This is a genomic window from Synechococcus sp. H55.10 (assembly GCF_047502715.1).
Lineage (GTDB): Bacteria > Cyanobacteriota > Cyanobacteriia > Thermostichales > Thermostichaceae > Thermostichus.
In genome coordinates this window covers 1-513 of record NZ_JANSJJ010000286.1, presented here as the reverse complement: position 1 = coordinate 513, position 513 = coordinate 1, and the positions used below count along the sequence as shown (strand labels likewise).

Here is a 513-nt window from a genome sequence, read left to right as displayed (position 1 = left end):
GGTGGATCCCCGCGTAGGCCAGCGCCCAGTTTCCCGGAGCGGGGACATTGGGGCAGAAGGGGGCAGCCTGGAGCCGCCGGGGGAAGATCTCTTGCCGCCAGCAGGGGGCGGAGCGGAGCAGAAGCGCAAAGAATCCCGGCGTCCTGACTGGGGAGAAGATGCGGAAGAGCAGGGTTCCCGCAAAGACCAGTCCGCCTCTGGGCGATCCGCTCGCGCCGGTGGGGTGGAGTTCCCAGAAAGTCGTCCAGCCCGGCAAGCCATTACTGTGGAGATGACCCCCTTGCAACAGCGGGTCTACTCAGAGTTAGGGCTGTCGCCGCTGTTGCTCCTGGATCAGCCACCGCCCTCAGGCCGCGACACAGTGGTGATGGTGGCCCTGCCGGGCACTGTAAAGATGGCCAGCCCGGAAGAGGCGGAGGCCGGTGCAACTTCTGGCAACGGCACGGCGGAGAGGTTTCCCCCTGAAGCCGCCGCTTTGCCGGAGCAGGAGCCGGTGAATACTCTTCCCCCACC

The 513-nt window shown here is 66.5% G+C and carries 1 pseudogene; it reads left to right on the top strand.

From position 1 onward, the window contains the following. Window positions 1–513 (top strand): annotated as a pseudogene (locus tag NW858_RS13180) (ribonuclease E/G); the annotation flags it as partial.